The following is a 16,665-nucleotide window of genomic DNA, read 5'->3' on the forward strand; positions in this document are numbered from 1 at the left end:
GTTTTATGGTAGGTCTCCACCAGCATTAAACATTGATTATCATGCCCTCTGTTGTCAGTTCGGTATTGGGGAATATGGCTTTGGCTTCGTTGAGTAGAGTCGATTCATCGTTGTATCTGGCACTGTAATGCCCTAGCAACAACTTCTTCACCTGCCCATCCTTGGCTACCGTGGCAGCTTGTTCGGCCGTGCTATGGTAGTAAAGACGGGCGCGTTTTATTTGCGAAGCATCGTACGTACTCTCATGGTAAAGCAAGTCTACTCCGGCTACACGGCGATGTAATTCTGGCATGTATTTGGTATCACTGCAATAGGCATAAGCCCTTGGAGGGTCGGCTGGTGTTACCAAGCGTGTGTTAGGGATGAGGTCGCCATCCTCGTTTGTCCAGTCTTTACCGGCTTTGATGTTGTTGATTTGGCTGATGGGGATATGGTAGAAATCTATCATATCGCGACGTATATGAGGTAGAGTGGGCTTCTCACGGAATAAGAAACCGCAGCAATCAATGCGATGATTCAGTGGTATAGTCTCCACGCTGACGCCTCGATCTTCATAGATTATCTGTGCGACTTTGGTGTCTACGGCATGGAATGTCACCTGATATTCCAATCCGCTGCAAAACATTGGCAACTCTACATCTAGCAGTTTGCCCAGCTCGGCAGGCCCGTAGACGTGCAAAGGAGCGGTTCGTCCCAGCATGCCGAAAGTGGAAATCATGCCTATCAGTCCAAAACAATGGTCGCCATGGAGATGGGATATGAAGACGGCATTGATTTTTGTGAAGCCAATATGCAGCTTTCTTAATTGGTTTTGCGTGCCCTCTCCGCAATCTATCATGAAAGATTTGCCCCTCACTTCCACTATTTGTGAAGAGGGCTGGTGCTTCATTGTGGGCAGTGCACTGCCACAACCGAGTATGTAAACGCGGAAAGGCTCCATTTGTTATTTGCCACGTTTGTAGGTGAAGATGCCATCGTTGTTTCCCAAATACAGGCTGTCGGCACCTAGATTGTCAATATCGAAGGTGTCTTTATTGAGCACCAAACGGCCATTCCAAATCTTCCATTCGGTCCAAGGGTTGCTCTCGGCCTTGACATTACTGTTGACAATGCCACCCTCAAGAATCTCGAAGTTCTTGTCGAGGCTGATCCATTTGCCTAGGAGTGTGGTTAGATTGATGACTTTCAAAGCCACATTTCCCTCCACAGATTTCTTCGCAATGACGGCCATACGGTCTCCGGCAAGGAGTCCACCGCGCACAATAGCAGAGTCGGTTCCTTCATCTAGCATCTCGTAGGTGAGTGTATCGCCACTGTCCGAGATGATTTCTAGATTGTGCATGGCTGTAGATTCGCCACATACACCATAGATGGTGCTGTCTGGTACGGTCGATATTGTCAAGCTATCTGTGATTTGCGGTGTTGTCACTTTGCCTTTTTGCTGGTGGCAAGCAGAGATAATGACAGCGCTTATGGCTACAAAGGCCAGTATCAATGTCTTGTTCATACGTGTTATTCTCCTTTCTTTAGTTGTGTCTTAGCCTCATTCCAAAGTGCATCCAACTCTGATAAAGTGCAATCGTCGAATGCTTTCCCTTGTTCTTTGAGACGTTTTTCAATATATTCAAAACGGGTTATAAATTTCTGATTGGTGCGTTCTAGAGCTGTTTCCGGATTCAGATGGTAGAGTCGGGCAGCGTTGACGAGACTGAAAATGTAGTCTCCCAGCTCGTTGGTGGCAGCTTCCTTATTCCCTTTGTTAAGTTCTGTCTCTAGCTCGGCAAGTTCTTCTTTCACCTTATCCCATACGTCTTCACGTTTCTCCCAATCAAATCCTACATTGCGAGCTTTGTCTTGTATGCGGTAAGACTTGATGAGAGCGGGCAGTGCTCCCGGCACTCCTGAGAGCACAGTGCGGTTTCCATCTTTCTCTTTTTGCTTGATTTGTTCCCATGTTCCCTCCACTTGTGCGGCGGTTTCGGGGCGATCTGATGTGACGCTGGTGTCTTCTTTACTCACCACTTGGCCTGCTTCGTTGATGGTCATATCGGGATTTGATACCTGCCAACCGGTCCAATCTATAAACGGATGACGGAACATCAGCTTGTCGGCTTCCTGATTACATACATCGGAAACATCGAAATGGCTATCTTCAGCTCCCAAGATAGAGTAGAAAAGTACGTGCTCCATGACGTCTCCCAACTCCTTACATACATTCTGGAAATCACCCTTTGCGAGCGCATCGCAGAGCTCGTAGACTTCTTCAATGGTGTTCGGTCTGAGACTCTCGTTGGTTTGTTTGCGGTCCCAAGGGCATTCCTTTCTTAATTTATCCTGCACATCGAGCAGTCGACCGAATGCTTCTAGTTTCTCTTCGCGTGTATGCATGTCCTTAAATATTTCTGCAAAGATAATGAAATTCAATTATAAATTCGTAATTTTGCAACGTTTATTAAACAAGATAGAAATCAACATTACGCTATAAAATAGATGGAATTAGCAAGCAAATATACCCCACAGGAAGTGGAGTCTAAATGGTATCAGTACTGGTTGGATAACAAACTCTTTAGTTCTAAACCCGATGGGCGCGAACCATATACGGTGGTTATTCCTCCACCTAACGTGACAGGTGTGCTTCATATGGGACATATGCTGAACAATACGATTCAGGATATTCTCGTGAGAAGGGCTAGAATGGAGGGTAAGAATGCTTGTTGGATTCCCGGAACAGACCATGCTTCCATCGCTACTGAGGCTAAAGTAGTGGCTCGTTTGGCTGAGCAAGGTATCAAGAAGACCGACCTTTCGCGTGAGAAATTCTTGGAACATGCGTGGGATTGGACCAACGAACACGGTGGAATTATCCTCAAACAACTTCGTAAACTAGGCGCTAGTTGCGATTGGGAGCGTACTGCTTTCACCATGGACGAGACTCGTTCAAAGGGTGTTATCAAGGTTTTCTGCGACTTATATAATAAAGGTCTCATCTATCGTGGGGCTCGAATGGTCAATTGGGATCCCCAAGCTCAGACGGCATTGAGCGATGAAGAGGTAGTATATAAGGAAGAACATTCGAAGCTTTATTACCTTAAATACATGGTAGTAGAGGAACCCGGCAAGTATGCTGTGGTTGCTACGACTCGTCCGGAGACTATTATGGGAGACTCGGCAATGTGTATTAATCCCAATGATCCAAAGAATACATGGCTCAAAGGTAAGCATGTCATCGTACCGTTGGTTAACAGAGAGATTCCAGTTATCGAAGATGAGTATGTAGATATAGAGTTTGGAACGGGCTGTTTGAAGGTTACTCCGGCTCATGACATCAATGACCACGCGCTTGGACTCAAGCATCATCTGGAGACAATTGACATCTTTAACGACAATGGAACCATCTCTGAAGCTGCAGGATTGTACGTAGGACAAGACCGAATGGACGTACGTAAGCAGATAGCAGAGGACTTAGAGGCTGCTGGATTGATGGAGAAAGTGGAAGACTACAATAATAAAGTGGGCTTCAGCGAGCGTACCAATGTGCCAATAGAGCCGAAGTTGTCTACTCAATGGTTCTTGAATATGCAGCATTTTGCTGATTTAGCACTGTCTCCGGTAATGGATGATGAAATTGAATTCTATCCTAAGAAGTATAAAAATACATACCGTCACTGGCTTGAAAATATCAAAGACTGGTGTATCAGTCGCCAACTTTGGTGGGGACATCGCATTCCTGCTTACTATTTCACGACTTCTGATGGTAAGAGAGACTTCGTTGTTGCAGAGTCGGCAGAGCTAGCTTTGGCGGCAGCACAGGTCAAAGATGCCTCTTTGACAGCTGCAGATTTGGAGCAAGAGAGCGACTGTTTGGATACATGGTTCTCTTCTTGGTTGTGGCCAATATCTGTTTTCGACGGTGTGAATAATCCCGATAACGAAGAAATTAACTATTACTATCCCACCAGCGACCTTATTACCGGTCCGGATATTATATTCTTCTGGGTGGCCAGAATGATTATGGCTGGTTACGAATACCGTGGTAAGATGCCGTTTAAGCATGTCTATTTCACCGGTATCGTGCGTGATAAGCTGGGTAGAAAGATGAGCAAATCGCTCGGAAACTCTCCCGATCCACTCGCATTGATAGAGAAATATGGTGCCGATGGAGTGCGTATGGGTATGATGTTGTCGGCTCCTGCGGGCAATGATATACTCTTTGATGAGAGCTTATGTGAGCAAGGACGCAACTTTAATAATAAGATTTGGAATGCTTTCCGACTGGTAAAGGGATGGGAAGTTGCTGATATTGCACAGCCGGAGGAGTGTGCTATCGCAGTGAAATGGTTCAAATCGAAGTTGAAGATAGTCAATGCCGAGTTGAACGAGCAGTTCCGTCAATATCGTATTAGCGAAGCATTGATGACTGTTTATCGCCTTTTCTGGGATGAATTCTCTAGTTGGTATCTTGAAATGATTAAGCCAGAATACGGCAAACCCATTGATAAAGCCACCTATGAAGTAAGTCTTGAGGTGTTTGAAAGCTTGCTGAAGATGCTCCATCCATTCATGCCTTTCATTACGGAAGACCTGTGGCAACATATCTATAAGCGCAAAGATGGCGAGTCAATCATGACTCAACAACTCGAAATCGAGGCTCCTACAGAGTCTGATCATGTGTTGGCTCAATCTATTGAGAACGTAAAACAGATTATCGGTGGAGTTAGAATGATTCGCAATCAGAAGAACATTTCTCCGCGTGAGCAGCTTGTTTTGCAGGCAGTGAAGGCTTTCAACGAGGCCGACTTCATCTCTGTTGTCTTGAAGATTGGTAACCTTGAGAAGGTAGAAGTGGTAGATGAGAAGGCTTCGGATGCCGCTCAATTCATGGTGGGAATCGATGAATATGCTGTTCCTATCGGTTCGTTGATAAATGTGGAAGCTGAAATTGAAAAGGCAGAAGCACAGTTGAAGCACTTAGAAGGGTTCTTGGCAGGTATCAAGAAGAAACTTTCTAACGAGAAATTCGTGGCTCATGCTCCTGCTCAAGTAGTAGAATTGGAACGTAAAAAGCAAAGTGACTCTGAGGAAAAGATAGCTGCGCTCAAGCTCACCATTGCTGATTTGAAAAAGACTCAAGCCTAATTATAACACTCCTTTCGTAGTTCTTGTTTGTAAACTACGGAAGGAGTGTTTTCTTTTAAAATTATTTTTATGCATAAGAAATTTCTATTCTATCTGTCACTAACTTTTAGTTTGCTTTTCATGGTGGCTGCTTGTCATGATAAAGACCCTGAAGATGATGAGCAGAAGAAAGAGCCAAAAGCAACTTCAAAAACAGTTTTTGTCTATATGCCATGGTCGGCTAATACGACTGGAACGGTTAAAAATAACTCTCTTTATACTGATTTCTTGCAGAATATCAGTGATATGAAGGCGGCAATCAAGACGATGGGGGGACTTGGAGACAACCGTTTGATAGTGTTTATCAGCCAAAGTTACAAGAAAGCTCACATGTTTGAAATCTCTTATGACAAAGGGCAAGTGACTTGTGATACGCTCTTTACCTATGGCGGAACCAAAGCTGATGCTTCTTCAAAGTTGAAACCACTGCCTACGTTGGGTGAGTCGGCTGGTGTCACAAGTATCTTGAATGATGCTTACTCGCTTTCTCAATCGAAGACTTATGCCACTGTTGTGGGTTGTCATGGTATGGGGTGGTTGCCAAAGGGGAGTTATCCGGCTGGAAGCCGAGCTTTTGGAGGAAGTGTTGCAGCCACTCAAATTAACATAGTTGACTATGCTGCGGCTATTAAAAACTCTGAAATAGGAAAAATGCAGTATGTTGCTTTTGATGATTGCTATCTCTCTAACGTAGAGACGGCATACGATATGCGAGATGCAACCGACTATATGGTGGCATCGACGAGCGAGATTATGAGTGCAGGAATGCCTTATGCGCTTGTCTTACGATACTTGTTGAATACGCCGGATTATAATAATATCTGCCAAACATTCTACAAATTCTATTTAGATTACACGTATGGTGGTACGCCATATCCCTATGGTACGCTCTCGGCGATAGATTGTAGTCAGGTGGAGAAGATGGCTCTGTTTATGAAGACCATCAATAAACAATATTCGTTTGCCCCATCGGACCTTGTCAAACTGATTACTTTGGATGGTTTCAACAATCATGTGTTCTACGACATGGAGAGCTATGTGAACTTGTTATGCCAAGATAAGACATTGAAAGAGCAGTTTGCAATGCTATTAAAGAGTTTGGTGCCTTATACTGTTTGTACACCTTATATATATAGTGCATATCTAAATAGTAATAATGGTGGTCCTTTTGCCGTCTCCAAGAGTTCGGGTATCACGATTAGTGACCCTAGTTTGAACGATGATGCCATTGAGAGTAAGAAGCTTACTGCTTGGTGGAAGGCTACACACGAATAGATATAAAAGTAAAAGAGACGAGGTGTTTCCTCGTCTCTTTTTTATTTTCACGCTGGAATATTAATCCAAATTCAGTGATCTCTTAATAGCTGCAATCTTCACATCGCCCTTCTTGTCAAGTTCTACGTAATCAGATTTCTTTGTCATCTGGTCTTTTACTTCCAAATAGAATTTAATCTTAGGCTCTGTGCCCGATGGACGTACCGAAACCTTGGTGCCGTCGCTGCAGAACCATTGTAGCACGTTGCTGGTATCAGGCATATCAAGTTTGGTTACATTACCGTTCTCGTCGGTCTGCTCCAAAGTCTGATAATCTTTCCAGCATACAACTTTACTGCCGCCTAAATCCTTAGGTGGATTGTTACGGAAGTTGCTCATCATCTGCTTAATCTCGTCAGCTCCGCTCTTACCGGGGCGTACTACGTTGATGGTAAACTCTTTAGAGAAACCGTATTCCAGGTAGATGTCCATCAATAAGTCGTACAGTGTCTTGCCTTGGTCTTTAGCATAAGCGCATATCTCAGCTAATAATGACATGGCAGAAACAGCATCCTTGTCGCGAACAAAGTCTTCGGCCATGAATCCGTAACTTTCTTCGCCACCACCGATATACTGCTTTTTGCCTTCGCTGATTCTGATTTCGCGTGCAATCCACTTAAAGCCGGTGTAGCAATCGCGCATCTCAATGTTGTTCTTATCGGCAATCTTCTTGATAACCTCAGTGGTTACAATGGTCTTTACGATATAGTCGGTAGGTTTCAACAGGCCTTTGTTCTTGCGATTGGTGATGATGTAGTACAAGAAAATCAAGCAAGTCTGGTTACCATTGATTAATACCCATTCGCCCTTATCGTTCTTACAAGCCATACCAACACGGTCTGCATCGGGGTCACTAGCCATTACGATGTCGGCATCCAACTTCTTAGCATCGCGTATAGCCAATGTCAAAGCCTCGCCATTCTCAGGGTTTGGACTAACCACTGTTGGGAAGTCGCCACTCTTTACCATCTGTTCTTCTACACAATGTACCTCGTCGAAGCCCCACAATTTCAAACTGCGAGGAATCATCGTCATACCTGTACCGTGCAATGGAGTGTAGACAATCTTCAAATCGTGCTGACGTTTGATAACCTCTGGGTCGATACTGAGCGTATGAACCTGCTCCAAATATATCTTATCTACCTCTTCGCCGATGATTTCGATAAGTTCTTTGTTGCCTGTAAACTTCACGTCGTCTACGGTAACCTTATTTACTTCGTCGATGATACCCTTATCGTGAGGTGCCAATACCTGTGCACCGTCTTCCCAATAAGCCTTGTATCCGTTGTATTCCTTGGGGTTGTGGCTGGCTGTAATGTTCACACCTGCCTGACAACCGAAGTGGCGAATAGCGAACGAACACTCCGGTGTGGGGCGCATATCATCGAATAGATAAGCCTTGATACCGTTAGCTGAGAAGATGTCGGCAACGGTCTCGGCAAACTTTCTAGAGTTGTTACGGCAGTCATGGCATACTACTACAGAGATTTGTTCCTTATCCTTGAAATTGATTTTGAGGTAGTTGGCAAAACCTTGGGTAGCCATTCCCACGGTGTAGATATTCATTTTGTTGGAGCCAGAGCCCATGATGCCACGTAAACCTCCTGTTCCAAACTCTAAATCTTTATAGAAACTCTCAATGAGTTCTGTTTTGTCTTCGGCGTCAAGTTTTGCTTGTACGTCTTTACGAGTGTCTTCGTCGAAAGCCGGAGACAACCATTGCTTAGCCTTGGCTTCGCATTGTGCAATAAGTTCTGCGTTGTTTGCCATAATATATATTAATAATGTGTCAGTTCTATGATAAGGCAAAGATAATCAAATTATTTGAATGTATCTCTACAAATCCATTAATTTTTCGTATCTTTGACAGCGTTTATAGCCCTTTTGCAGCAGCTTGTGGAATTGCAAGGGATATGCTGTACGGGCGCATTTAAAATTAAAAACTTATGTATTTTACCGGTTTAATCATCGCTATAGGAACTTTTCTCATTATTGGTTTTTTTCATCCTGTCGTTATCAAGGTCGAGTATTATTTTGGCACGCGATATTGGTGGGTGTTTCTTCTACTTGGTATCGTAGCTGTCATTTGTTCCATTTGTGTGGCCGATGTTATTTGGAGTAGCTTGTTAGGTGTCTTAGGCGCATCGTTGTTGTGGAGTATTGGCGAGATATTCAGCCAAAAAGAACGTGTAGAGAAAGGCTGGTTCCCGGCCAACCCTAAGCGTATCAATGAGTATAAATTTAAAGACGGAGTGCGTCGTTAAGTCTTGATAAGCCGATGAAAACAGAACTCCTTGTGGTAGGGAAGACCGTCAACAAACATTTTATAGCCGGTATTGAGGATTATACGGAGCGTATCAGCCATTATATGCCTTTTGAGATGACCGTGATACCTGAACTTAAAAATACAAAGAGCCTCACCGAAGAGCAGCAGAAGGAACGCGAAGGCGAATTATTGTTACGGCGTTTCCAACCCGGCGATACCGTCGTATTGCTCGACGAGCATGGTAAAGAATTCCGCTCCATAGAGTTTGCACGGTGGATAGCCAAGAAGCAATCGACTGCTCGCAAATTGTTTTTTGTGGTTGGTGGACCTTATGGTTTCTCTCCGGCAGTGTATCAACGAGCCGATGAAAAGATTAGTCTCTCGCAGATGACGTTCAGCCATCAAATGATAAGACTCATCTTTGTGGAGCAGATTTATCGCGCTTGTACTATAATCAAGGGCGAACCTTATCACCATGAGTGATAATTCTTATCTATCAACTCTATAACTCAAGAACACACAATCTCAAAGACTTATACTCTAACTCACAAACAAAAGAACTTAAAAACTCATGAACTTACTTTGCTGCAGGGGCATGGCAGTATTGCTGTTAAGCCTATGCAGCGATGCTGAAGAGTCGAGGCAGTGATGTTGCCGTGGCTTGGCAGCAAAGTGAGTTCGTGAGTTTCTAAGGTCGTAAGTTTATGAGTTGTTGGATAAGCGAGTGCTTATTTTAAACTGAAAGCATTTTTATTGTGCCAACATTGTGAAAAAAGATTAAAATGAATGTGCGAAAAATAAACAAGAGGTTTTAATTACTTGATATTTCATATCTTTGTCTTATAAATAGAGTAATGGTATGATGAAGCGATTGTTTACAGTATTGACTGTCGGGATGTTGGCAATGACAACACCCCAGTCGGTGCATGCTTCGTCGTTGGAATATTCTATAGACGATGAATTTTCTAAGATTTCTATATCAATTATGAACCGTAATGTTTTGGCAATTACGGGCGCAACCGGTCAGGTGGTGCGTGTTTATAACCTTACCGGTATGTGTGTGGTTAGCTATAAGGTTGATGTAGACAACTTCCACTACGATTTGAATCTGCCCAAAGGTTGCTATATTGTCAAGGTGGGAACTTTTGTTCGTAAAGTCTCTGTTAATTGAAGTGTCTGAAATTAGGTCTTTTGGTTGCAATGAGTTTCTTGTTGTTGGAAGCTTGTAACGAGAAGGCGGTAAATCCAAATAGAAATTTGAGCTTGGATAGTTTTTCAAGTTTAGACTCTAGTGCTTTCTCCTTAAATTCTCATCGCATACGTGAATATATTGATGTGGCTATGAGAAATGATGCAGACTCGATGAAAGCCGACTATGAAGCACGTCGCTATTATCGAAATAAAGGGGTATTTGTGTGGATAGATAGGCTTGGTGTAGACCATCGGGCTATGCAATTGTTGGAGCAATTGAAGACAGTGTCGAGCATGGGATTTTCCGAGAAAAAGTTCTGTGTGAAGCAGATTGAGGACGATTTAGCGCGTGTCCGTGAACTCGAATTCGATTCCGATGAGAATCAAATCAATCAAGTGTTTGGTCGATTGGAGTATCGTTTGACCAAGGCTTATTTCCGTTTTGCTGTCGGACAACGGTTTGGTTACGTCAATCCGCGCCGTTTGTTAAATGCTTTAGACGTGCGCGATAGCGACTCTATACATGTCAGTTACCGTCAACTGTTTGATGTTCGTCAAGACGAAGTTGATAAATCGTTTTATCGTCTAGCCCTGCGTAAAGTGCACCAAGATAGTGTTGCCATCTTCTTAAAGGAGATTACGCCGAGCAGTGCCCTCTACACGCTGTATCTCAAGCAACTGAACGATGCTCATAACAGATTTGAACGCGCTAAGATTTTATGTAATCTGGAACGGGCACGATGGCGTACGCACGATAATCCCTCAATGCATCAGAAGTATGTAATGGTGAATATTCCGGCTTTTAGATTGATGGGTGTGGATGGTAAAGACACTATTACGATGCGTGTGGGATGCGGTAGTTTGGAGACTAAGACGCCACTGTTGTCGAGCCAAATGGAGCGAATGGATGTGAATCCTCGGTGGGTATTGCCGGCCAGTATCATCAAAAAAAGCGTGGCACATCATGCCGGTGACAGTGCTTACTTTGCTCGTAAACGCTTCTCGGTGATTGACCGGCATACGCGAAAGAAGGTTTCTGTGCACCATGTCACAGCCGATATGCTCACTTCGGGTAGTTATTATGTGGTGCAGACCGGTGGTGTGGGCAACTCATTAGGTAGAATCATTTTCCGCTTCAAAAACAATTTTGCCGTGTATCTACACGATACTTCGCAGCGAGATTTCTTCAATTTGCACGACCGCGGTGTCTCTCATGGATGCGTGCGAGTGGAAAAACCGTTTGATTTAGCCGTGTTTTTATTAGGAGATAAGGACGAGAAGGTGATTGATAAAATCAAATATTCGATGTTGGCACCGATAGGTGTGGAGAGCGAAAAGACTGATGATGAGGATGCAGAAGAGCCCAAGAAGAAAGAGATAGATAAACGTATGCTCATTCATTCGGTCTCTGTGAACCCGAAAGTCCCACTTTTTATCACTTATTACACGCTTTATCCCAGTCGCTGGGGAGTATTGGAAGAATATCCCGATGTGTATGGTTACGATCGCGTGATATATGGAATGCTTAAAAATTACGGCGTCCAATGAGTGTTCAAGTAGATATGTGGCAAAGCCAGTTGGCCGATCCTGCCCAGCGACGAGAGACCTTTTCGAAGGCGGTACACCAGTACAGTGAACCCTTGTATTGGAAGATTCGTCGTATCGTATTGACCCATGAGGATGCCAACGACGTACTTCAAAACACCTTTATCAAGGCTTGGAACAATCTGGATAAATTTAAGAGTAATTCTAAGTTTACTACTTGGTTGTTTCGGATCGCTATCAATGAGAGTTTGGACTTCGTACGTAAGCAGAAAGTAAGGGCGTCTATAAGTCAGGATGGGGATACAGCGGTGGTCGATACGTTGCTTGCCGATGAGTATTTTGATGGCGATAAGACACAGGCTTTATTACAAGAATCCATTGCACAATTGCCCGAAGTGCAACGTGCCGTCTTTACTTTGCGCTACTATGATGAGATGAAATATAGTGAGATGAGTGAGGTGTTGAGAACTAGCGAAGGGGCTTTGAAAGCGAGTTATCACTTGGCTGTGAAGAAAATAACGGAATATTTACGGGATAAGGATTAAACCTTTGCGGTGAATTTACGTCTTAATAATAAAAAGAGATAAATTTTCAAGCTTGAAGATAAACGGAAGTCAATAGGAGTTAAAGCCTTTTTGCGGCTTGGAGTCAACAGACAAATGTCCGTTAACTTCACCTGTTACTCCAACGCCTACAAGGCGTTTAACTTCCGATAACTTCGAAGTAGGGCATAATTGAGAAACGAGTATAAAAAGGAGATAAATAAAATGATAGACCAAGACGAGGATATATTGAAACGGAAATACGGGAAAGCAACCGGCTTTCGCGCACCCGATGGCTATTTCGACCAATTGGCTAGCGATGTCATGAGCAAGATACAGGAGCCTCAACAAGCTGCTGTAGTCCCACTCAAGCGTCGGGTGCATCGTCGTGTTAACTCTATTATAGCTGCTGCAGCGTGTGTTGGTGTGGTCGGAATAGCCTTGTGGACGTATTTATCTAAGTCAGAGCAGACGCCAACTGTACCGTCTGAACATTGGATAGCCAATGTAAATGCCGGCGAAATATCGGCAGACGAAGTGGTAGATTATACCATGATGGACAATGAGGCCATCTATGCGTCTTTGGTAAACGAATGAATATGAGAAAGATTATAGTCATGAAGAAAGCTGCTATCATTGCGCTGACACTCATCATATCGCTTGCAGTGAATGCTCAAGGGCCGAAACGGAAGTTTGATCCGGTTCAGTTTGAACGCGAAATGGAACAGTATATCACGAAAGAAGCTAGTCTTTCGGTGTATGAATCGTCTGTATTTTTCCCTTTGTATCGAGAGATGATGGGGAAACAGCGTGTTATTTTCGGTCAGATGAAGCGTTATCGCTTCATCGATGTGCAAGATAATGAGGCGTGTGCCGATGCTATTGCCCAGCAAGACGCGCTCGATATTAAGATGAAAGAGTTGCAACAAGAGTATCATCGTAAGTTTATGAAGGTGTTACCTGCTGGAAAAGTGTTTCAAATAATTAAGGCCGAAGCACGCTTTCATAGGCAGGCTTTCAGACGAGCAGCTAGGGGTAGATGATGGAAAAACGTTATTTTATATGGCTGCGATATGATGGCACGCGTTATCATGGATGGCAAATACAACCTAATGGCAACTCTGTACAGAACGAAATACAGAAAGCTTTGTCGCTATTATTGCGCGAACAGGTAGAGATAGTGGGCGCAGGAAGGACCGATGCCGGCGTTCATGCCCGCATGATGGCAGCACATTTCGATACCGAAGCGGTGTTTGAATGTTCCCAATTGGCCTATCGGATGAACAGTTTGTTGCCCCGTGATATTTCAATAGATAAGATAGAGGAGGTAGAGAATGACTTGCATGCACGCTTTAGTGCCAAAAGTCGCACCTATCATTATTTCATTCATCAAGGTAAGAATCCTTTTTTGAATGCTTATTCCTGTGAATTGAGATACCCACTCGATTTCAATTTGATGAATGAAGCGGCTCGTCGATTGCTTGAGGTGAAAGATTTTGCAGCTTTTTGTAAGACGCATACCGATGTCAAAACGACGTTGTGCGATGTGACTGAAGCCCATTGGATGGAGCTACCCGATAAGCAATACATGTTTGTTATTACCGCTAATCGGTTCTTGCGTAACATGGTGAGAGCCGTGGTGGGCACGTTGTTGGATGTTGGGAAGCATCGTTTGACACTTGAAGAGTTTGATGAAGTGGTAAAGAAAGGTAACCGTTCGAATGCCGGAGAGAGTATGCCGGCCAAAGCTTTGTTCTTAGAAAAGGTGGTATATTGATGGCTTGGTTAATGTTTGCATTCCTATCAGCTGCGCTGTTAGGATTCTATGATGTGTTTAAAAAGAAAGCATTGCGGGGAAATGCGGTTATTCCAGTGTTGTTTCTGAACACTATTTTCTGTTCTTGTATATTCCTTCCTTTCATCTTATTTTCGGCATTTACGCATGTATTGGACGACAATATGTTTTATGTTCCGGTATCCGATTGGAGCGTACATAAGTATATTGTGCTGAAATCTTGTATTGTATTATCAAGCTGGGTGTTTGGTTATTTCTCGATGAAACATCTCCCTATCACCATTGTAGGGCCTATTAATGCCACTCGTCCGGTGATGGTGTTGGTGGGAGCAATGCTCGTTTTTCAGGAAAGATTGAACGTTTGGCAGTGGGCTGGTGTGCTTTTAGCCATCTTTTCATTGTGGATGTTAAGCCGAAGTGGGAAGCGTGAAGGTATCGATTTTAAGCATAACAAGTGGGTGGTCTCATTGCTTTTGGCTGCCATATTGGGTGCTGTCAGTGGCTTGTATGATAAATATTTGATGGCCGGAATAGCTGACAGCGGAGTCGGTTTGAATCGGATGGTGGTGCAAAGTTGGTACAATATCTATCAAATGGGAATGATGGGAGCGATGATGTTGCTCATTTGGCTGCCCACTCGTAAGCATACGACACCGTTTCATTGGGATTGGAGTATCATCATGATATCTGTTTTCCTGTCTATAGCCGACTTTGTTTATTTCTATGCACTGTCTAAACCCGATGCCATGATATCTATTGTGTCGATGATTAGAAGGGGAAGTGTGTTGGTAAGTTTCCTTTTTGGTGCGATGATTTTCCATGAAAAGAACCTTAAGGCTAAGGCTTTAGACTTGTTCTTTGTCCTGCTCGGCATGATATTCTTGTATATCGGATCGAAGTAGAAAGTGTATCATTGTTGCATAAAACAATACTTCTATTTCGAGATTGATATAATTTGAGTGTTTTTCTTTGCACATTTATTGAAATCATGTAACTTTGCAATGAGAACTTGACGGAACATCTAAGGAATATATAGAAGCTATGGCACAGAATATTTTCAGGGGTTTAGGCGTTGCTGTGATAACTCCTTTTACATTAACAGGGGAGGTAGATTACCCCTCATTGAAGCGTTTGGTTGAATATCAGATTAGCAATGGCGCTGATTTCCTGTGTATTTTGGCCACTACAGGTGAGTCTCCTTGTTTGTCGAAAGAGGAAAAAGATAAAATAACCGAGCTTGTCAAGACTGTTAATCAAGGCCGTGTGAAGATCGTGAAGTATTGCGGTGGTAATAATACGGCGGCTGTAGTACGAGAGATTCAGACCACGGATTGGAGTGGGATTGATGGTATTCTGAGTATTTGCCCTTACTATAACAAGCCTTCACAAGAAGGTTTGTACCAGCATTTCAAGGCTATTGCCGAAGCAAGTCCGTTGCCAATCATCCTTTATAATGTTCCCGGAAGAACGGGAATCAATATGAAAGCGGAGACAACCATACGTTTAGCGAAGGATTTTCCCAACATTGTGGGTATCAAAGAAGCAAGTGGTAGTCTTGAGCAGGTGGACGAAATCATCAAAGGAAAGCCCGATAATTTCGATATAATCAGTGGTGATGACGCCCTGACATTCTCTATGGTAGCCAGTGGGGCAGCCGGTGTTATTTCGGTAATCGGTAATGCTTTGCCTAAAGAATTCTCACGAATGATTCGTTTGGAGTTCAAGGGTGAGTTTGAACCGGCACGCAAAATCCATCACATGTTTACCGAATTGTACAGTCTTCTGTTCGTAGAAGGCAATCCGGCCGGTGTGAAAGCCTTGCTAAGTGATATGGGAATGATAGAGAATGTGCTTCGTCTTCCGTTGGTTCCAACAACGATTAAGACCCGACAGAAGATGTCTGCAATTTTGAAAGATTTACGAATTTAAACTCTATATGGTATGAGTGAGGATAGGAGAGTAATTCATGAGATAACTCCTCTTATGGGTAAAGACGTGCTATACATTGCCGATCGCCATAAGAAAGAATTCACATACCCTATCCACAATCACGAAGTATACGAGTTGAATTTTGTGGAACGCGCTGCCGGAGTGAAGAGAGTGGTGGGCGATTCCAGCGAAGTAATAGGTGAATATGACCTTGTCTTAATCACTAGTCCCGACTTGGAACATGTCTGGGAACAGCATGAATGTCGCAGTGAGGATATTCGTGAGATTACCGTTCAGTTCGATTTTAATATGACGGAAGACAATCTCTTTGGTCGAAATCCGTTTGTTAGCATGCGTAAGATGATGGTGGAGGCGCGTAAAGGGCTATGCTTTCCGATGAGTGCTATCGTACGCGTGTACAAGATGTTGGACGGTTTGAGTGCCATACAAGATGGATTTTATGCTGTCACTCAGTTCCTTTCAATCCTCTACGAACTTTCAAAATGCTCTGATGCCCGTACACTTTCGTCGTCTAGTTTCGCCAAAATTTCAGTGGAAGATGATAGCCGTCGCATCCTCAAGGTGAAGAATTTCATCAGTAAGAATTACATGGATGAGATTCGATTGTCGGTATTATCAGAGATGGTTGGTATGAGTCCGAGTGCATTCAGTCGCTTCTTTAAGTTGCATACAGGGCGTAGTTTGTCCGACTACATTATCGATATTCGTTTAGGATATGCTTCGCGTATGCTGGTAGATACGGCAAAGAGCATCTCCGAAATCAGCTATGAATGCGGATTCAACAATCTTAGTAATTTCAATAGAATATTCAAAAAGCGCAAAGACTGTTCTCCTTCTGGGTTCAGAGAGAACTATCATAAGACGCGCGTTATCGTCTAGTCGGCTTG

Annotated in this window: 17 protein-coding genes; 13 read left to right on the forward strand and 4 right to left on the reverse strand. The window is 43.5% G+C overall.

The window, feature by feature from the left end:
- Window positions 1–25 precede the first annotated feature (25 nt).
- Genes HMPREF3034_RS01485 through mazG form a run of 3 tightly spaced genes read right to left on the reverse strand, consistent with a single transcriptional unit; the run spans window position 26 to window position 2,388 of the window.
- Window positions 26–940, reverse strand: coding sequence for a ribonuclease Z (locus tag HMPREF3034_RS01485; RefSeq protein WP_036895923.1), 915 nt, complete (start codon window positions 938–940; stop codon window positions 26–28).
- A 3-nt stretch (window positions 941–943) separates the two neighbouring features.
- Complete coding sequence (locus tag HMPREF3034_RS01490; RefSeq protein WP_062432606.1) at window positions 944–1,507, reverse strand: lipocalin-like domain-containing protein; 564 nt, start codon at window positions 1,505–1,507, stop codon at window positions 944–946.
- A gap of 5 nt (window positions 1,508–1,512) precedes the next feature.
- Window positions 1,513–2,388 carry a nucleoside triphosphate pyrophosphohydrolase gene (mazG, locus tag HMPREF3034_RS01495; RefSeq protein ID WP_036895919.1) on the reverse strand — a complete coding sequence of 292 codons (876 nt, stop codon included), beginning with the start codon at window positions 2,386–2,388 and terminating at the stop codon, window positions 1,513–1,515.
- Between the two features lie 102 nt (window positions 2,389–2,490).
- Between mazG and HMPREF3034_RS01500 the strand changes: the two genes are divergently transcribed.
- Together HMPREF3034_RS01500 and HMPREF3034_RS01505 are read left to right on the forward strand one after the other, a co-directional pair.
- Entirely contained in the window at window positions 2,491–5,136 is a 2,646-nt protein-coding gene (locus tag HMPREF3034_RS01500) for a valine--tRNA ligase (RefSeq protein ID WP_062432608.1), read from the forward strand.
- A gap of 69 nt (window positions 5,137–5,205) precedes the next feature.
- Window positions 5,206–6,450: a clostripain-related cysteine peptidase gene (locus HMPREF3034_RS01505; protein ID WP_082721658.1), complete on the forward strand. Its 1,245-nt coding sequence runs from the start codon at window positions 5,206–5,208 to the stop codon at window positions 6,448–6,450.
- Window positions 6,451–6,510: 60 nt separating this feature from the next.
- Here HMPREF3034_RS01505 and HMPREF3034_RS01510 read toward each other — a convergent pair whose 3' ends face one another.
- Window positions 6,511–8,259 carry a phospho-sugar mutase gene (locus tag HMPREF3034_RS01510; RefSeq protein ID WP_036895913.1) on the reverse strand — a complete coding sequence of 583 codons (1,749 nt, stop codon included), beginning with the start codon at window positions 8,257–8,259 and terminating at the stop codon, window positions 6,511–6,513.
- Window positions 8,260–8,435: 176 nt separating this feature from the next.
- On the opposite strand from HMPREF3034_RS01510, the gene HMPREF3034_RS01515 reads away from it, so the two are divergent.
- From HMPREF3034_RS01515 to HMPREF3034_RS01565, 11 genes are all read left to right on the forward strand, one after another.
- Window positions 8,436–8,753 (forward strand): DUF4491 family protein, encoded by a 318-nt coding sequence (locus HMPREF3034_RS01515; protein ID WP_036895911.1) that lies wholly within the window; start codon window positions 8,436–8,438, stop codon window positions 8,751–8,753.
- A 14-nt stretch (window positions 8,754–8,767) separates the two neighbouring features.
- On the forward strand, window positions 8,768–9,238 hold the full coding sequence (gene rlmH / locus HMPREF3034_RS01520; RefSeq protein WP_036895910.1) for a 23S rRNA (pseudouridine(1915)-N(3))-methyltransferase RlmH: 471 nt from the start codon (window positions 8,768–8,770) through the stop codon (window positions 9,236–9,238).
- Between the two features lie 376 nt (window positions 9,239–9,614).
- Window positions 9,615–9,926, forward strand: coding sequence for a T9SS type A sorting domain-containing protein (locus tag HMPREF3034_RS01525; protein ID WP_036895908.1), 312 nt, complete (start codon window positions 9,615–9,617; stop codon window positions 9,924–9,926).
- Window positions 9,927–10,096: 170 nt separating this feature from the next.
- Complete coding sequence (locus tag HMPREF3034_RS01530; RefSeq protein ID WP_231725580.1) at window positions 10,097–11,494, forward strand: L,D-transpeptidase family protein; 1,398 nt, start codon at window positions 10,097–10,099, stop codon at window positions 11,492–11,494.
- Window positions 11,491–12,036 (forward strand): RNA polymerase sigma factor, encoded by a 546-nt coding sequence (locus tag HMPREF3034_RS01535; protein WP_231725581.1) that lies wholly within the window; start codon window positions 11,491–11,493, stop codon window positions 12,034–12,036. Before HMPREF3034_RS01530 ends, HMPREF3034_RS01535 begins: the two co-directional genes overlap by 4 nt.
- Window positions 12,037–12,258: 222 nt before the next feature.
- Entirely contained in the window at window positions 12,259–12,630 is a 372-nt protein-coding gene (locus tag HMPREF3034_RS01540) for a hypothetical protein (RefSeq protein ID WP_062432613.1), read from the forward strand.
- 2 nt (window positions 12,631–12,632) lie between these two features.
- Complete coding sequence (locus HMPREF3034_RS01545) at window positions 12,633–13,076, forward strand: hypothetical protein (protein ID WP_036895991.1); 444 nt, start codon at window positions 12,633–12,635, stop codon at window positions 13,074–13,076.
- On the forward strand, window positions 13,073–13,810 hold the full coding sequence (truA, locus tag HMPREF3034_RS01550; protein ID WP_062432614.1) for a tRNA pseudouridine(38-40) synthase TruA: 738 nt from the start codon (window positions 13,073–13,075) through the stop codon (window positions 13,808–13,810). The genes HMPREF3034_RS01545 and truA overlap by 4 nt, the downstream gene beginning before the upstream one ends.
- Window positions 13,810–14,730 carry a DMT family transporter gene (locus HMPREF3034_RS01555; RefSeq protein WP_036895903.1) on the forward strand — a complete coding sequence of 307 codons (921 nt, stop codon included), beginning with the start codon at window positions 13,810–13,812 and terminating at the stop codon, window positions 14,728–14,730. The genes truA and HMPREF3034_RS01555 overlap by 1 nt, the downstream gene beginning before the upstream one ends.
- Before the next feature lie 139 nt (window positions 14,731–14,869).
- Window positions 14,870–15,757: a 4-hydroxy-tetrahydrodipicolinate synthase gene (gene dapA / locus HMPREF3034_RS01560; RefSeq protein WP_036895901.1), complete on the forward strand. Its 888-nt coding sequence runs from the start codon at window positions 14,870–14,872 to the stop codon at window positions 15,755–15,757.
- Window positions 15,758–15,769: 12 nt separating this feature from the next.
- Entirely contained in the window at window positions 15,770–16,657 is an 888-nt protein-coding gene (locus HMPREF3034_RS01565) for an AraC family transcriptional regulator (RefSeq protein WP_036895899.1), read from the forward strand.
- The last annotated feature ends 8 nt before the right edge of the window (window positions 16,658–16,665 follow it).

It is taken from the genome of Prevotella sp. DNF00663 (assembly GCF_001553265.1).
Lineage (GTDB): Bacteria > Bacteroidota > Bacteroidia > Bacteroidales > Bacteroidaceae > Prevotella.

Excerpts from the sequence above, each read along its gene's own strand:
- HMPREF3034_RS01485 (WP_036895923.1), bottom strand. The coding sequence starts at position 940 with ATGGAGCCTTTCCGCGTTTACATACTCGGTTGTGGCAGTGCACTGCCC.
- HMPREF3034_RS01490 (WP_062432606.1), bottom strand. The coding sequence starts at position 1,507 with ATGAACAAGACATTGATACTGGCCTTTGTAGCCATAAGCGCTGTCATT.
- mazG (WP_036895919.1), bottom strand. The coding sequence starts at position 2,388 with ATGCATACACGCGAAGAGAAACTAGAAGCATTCGGTCGACTGCTCGAT.
- HMPREF3034_RS01500 (WP_062432608.1), top strand. The coding sequence starts at position 2,491 with ATGGAATTAGCAAGCAAATATACCCCACAGGAAGTGGAGTCTAAATGG.
- HMPREF3034_RS01505 (WP_082721658.1), top strand. The coding sequence starts at position 5,206 with ATGCATAAGAAATTTCTATTCTATCTGTCACTAACTTTTAGTTTGCTT.
- HMPREF3034_RS01510 (WP_036895913.1), bottom strand. The coding sequence starts at position 8,259 with ATGGCAAACAACGCAGAACTTATTGCACAATGCGAAGCCAAGGCTAAG.
- HMPREF3034_RS01515 (WP_036895911.1), top strand. The coding sequence starts at position 8,436 with ATGTATTTTACCGGTTTAATCATCGCTATAGGAACTTTTCTCATTATT.
- rlmH (WP_036895910.1), top strand. The coding sequence starts at position 8,768 with ATGAAAACAGAACTCCTTGTGGTAGGGAAGACCGTCAACAAACATTTT.
- HMPREF3034_RS01525 (WP_036895908.1), top strand. The coding sequence starts at position 9,615 with ATGATGAAGCGATTGTTTACAGTATTGACTGTCGGGATGTTGGCAATG.
- HMPREF3034_RS01530 (WP_231725580.1), top strand. The coding sequence starts at position 10,097 with ATGAGAAATGATGCAGACTCGATGAAAGCCGACTATGAAGCACGTCGC.
- HMPREF3034_RS01535 (WP_231725581.1), top strand. The coding sequence starts at position 11,491 with ATGAGTGTTCAAGTAGATATGTGGCAAAGCCAGTTGGCCGATCCTGCC.
- HMPREF3034_RS01540 (WP_062432613.1), top strand. The coding sequence starts at position 12,259 with ATGATAGACCAAGACGAGGATATATTGAAACGGAAATACGGGAAAGCA.
- HMPREF3034_RS01545 (WP_036895991.1), top strand. The coding sequence starts at position 12,633 with ATGAGAAAGATTATAGTCATGAAGAAAGCTGCTATCATTGCGCTGACA.
- truA (WP_062432614.1), top strand. The coding sequence starts at position 13,073 with ATGATGGAAAAACGTTATTTTATATGGCTGCGATATGATGGCACGCGT.
- HMPREF3034_RS01555 (WP_036895903.1), top strand. The coding sequence starts at position 13,810 with ATGGCTTGGTTAATGTTTGCATTCCTATCAGCTGCGCTGTTAGGATTC.
- dapA (WP_036895901.1), top strand. The coding sequence starts at position 14,870 with ATGGCACAGAATATTTTCAGGGGTTTAGGCGTTGCTGTGATAACTCCT.
- HMPREF3034_RS01565 (WP_036895899.1), top strand. The coding sequence starts at position 15,770 with ATGAGTGAGGATAGGAGAGTAATTCATGAGATAACTCCTCTTATGGGT.